Genomic DNA, 1,695 nt, shown 5'->3' with positions numbered 1-1,695 from the left:
ATTTGATCCAAGAAGGAGCAATAGGTTTACAAAGGGGTATAGAAAAGTTTGATCCCAACCGAGGTTATAAATTATCAACCTACGCCTACTGGTGGATTAGCCAAGCAATAACCAGAGCAATTGCAGAACAATCCCGCACTATTAGATTGCCTGTTCATCTAACTGAAATACTTAATAAAATTAAGAAGGTGCAGCGAGAAAGCTTTCTAAAGCTCGGTCGCCATGCCACTGCTGAAGAAATAGCTGCATCATTAAACATCAGCCCCGATAAGATTATTAAGAAGTAAGGATACTTTACTAATCAATGCCCAGCAAAACTATTGAAGTCCGAGAGTACACCGTCAGAGCGCACAAGCGGGAAATTCATACTCGCGTTTTTAACTTCGTGTGTAAGCAATGCGAACAACCCACACAACGAGAAACCTTTAGGGTTCGACCTCTATATTGTGAGAAATGCCGTCCGCCACAAGCACCCAAGAAATCAGTAGTTCCTCTCAAAAAGAGAAAACCCAGGGCTATGACTTACAAGAGTGGTAAAGACATAGCGGGATGATTTGTTGTCTCAAGGTTTTGAGTGATCACCTCCGGCGGGCGCTCGCGCCATCGCAGGCTTTACCGTTCCAGCCACAGCACTTATTGAGGAGCATTGCAAAGATAGGTTTGGATTTTGGTGTCATTATCTTTATAGATTAATTGAAGCTTCGGCTGTATTTCATAACCTAATAAAAATGTGTCCCATTGGGACACAAACAGAAAATGAGGAAATGTGTCCTAACCGATCACAAATTTTGCCCACGAATGAATGCCAGGTTAGACCGATAATAAAGCTGAAACCTCAACAGCAATCGGAACTATCGCAGACGGCAGTGGAAGAAACCGGAGGTAAAGTACTGAATGGCACGCTTGAAAAGCTGAAATCTGGACGGGGCTATCTTGTTGGGTGTAGGGTTGCAGGTTCGTTTTTAAGACAATTAAATTTTAGTTGCGTCAAGGAGTTCAACATCTTCTTAATCCTTCACACCCGCATCTGCAACCCTACACCCTCTCATCCAGATATATCATGACTTTGCGCTTAACAAGCCTGCCATTCGGGTTGCAGCATTTGAAGCCTTTCAACTACCTGCCCCAGGAGCGTCAACAGATGCAGTCCTTGACTCAAGTGAATGAGTTTAGTTGCACTGCGAGAATATGGCTTGAGCAATGAGAATATAAATAATATATTAAATTATTTAGATGGCATTAATTATATATAAATAATATTTTTTTGTTGCATTTTTTCTTCAAAAAGTTATTTCTTAAACTCTACTTTAATAAATGATTACCTTTAAATAATATCCGTAGATTATTTATGAGTCTATGTTTTTATAAATACATAAGTTTGAGTCAAGTGAGGTACAATAAAATGTTTGAAATTTTTCCATAGCAAATTAGATGTACCTCATTGACACGAAGCATCTGTATTAGTTTTTCAATTTTTTAGAGGAGAGGAAAATGTTGAAGTTTACCAGTTTGATGATTGTCGGAGCAGTATTGTCGATGAGTGCGCCGGCATTGGGCCAAAGCCGTGCGGTTAATATCAGTATTGGCAGTATTGGTGGTGCATTAGATAATGCCGCTTTGCGAACAGTTCGCCAAGTGATAGGGTTTGCGGTTGGTACTGGTACTGTTGATAAATTTATTGTATATAGCCCAAGA

The 1,695-nt window shown here is 40.1% G+C and carries 2 protein-coding genes and 2 pseudogenes; all 4 read left to right on the top strand.

What is annotated here, in order from left to right; translation table 11 throughout:
* A pseudogene (locus tag H6G97_RS50940) lies at positions 1-275 on the top strand (sigma factor); the annotation flags it as partial.
* Between the two features lie 29 nt (positions 276-304).
* Positions 305-553 carry a hypothetical protein gene (locus H6G97_RS50935; RefSeq protein WP_190947757.1) on the top strand — a complete coding sequence of 83 codons (249 nt, stop codon included), beginning with the start codon at positions 305-307 and terminating at the stop codon, positions 551-553.
* A 211-nt stretch (positions 554-764) separates the two neighbouring features.
* Positions 765-1,064 (top strand): hypothetical protein, encoded by a 300-nt coding sequence (locus tag H6G97_RS50930; RefSeq protein ID WP_190947756.1) that lies wholly within the window; start codon positions 765-767, stop codon positions 1,062-1,064.
* A 427-nt stretch (positions 1,065-1,491) separates the two neighbouring features.
* Positions 1,492-1,695 (top strand): annotated as a pseudogene (locus H6G97_RS50925) (hypothetical protein); the annotation flags it as partial.

The organism is Nostoc flagelliforme FACHB-838, from assembly GCF_014698065.1.
In the GTDB taxonomy this organism is placed as follows: domain Bacteria; phylum Cyanobacteriota; class Cyanobacteriia; order Cyanobacteriales; family Nostocaceae; genus Nostoc; species Nostoc flagelliforme_B.
This window is presented reverse-complemented; position numbering and strand designations above follow the sequence as displayed.

What these genes read in the sequence shown, in the direction of transcription:
- H6G97_RS50935 (WP_190947757.1), top strand. Translation starts at nt 305, where the DNA reads ATGCCCAGCAAAACTATTGAAGTCCGAGAGTACACCGTCAGAGCGCAC.
- H6G97_RS50930 (WP_190947756.1), top strand. Translation starts at nt 765, where the DNA reads ATGTGTCCTAACCGATCACAAATTTTGCCCACGAATGAATGCCAGGTT.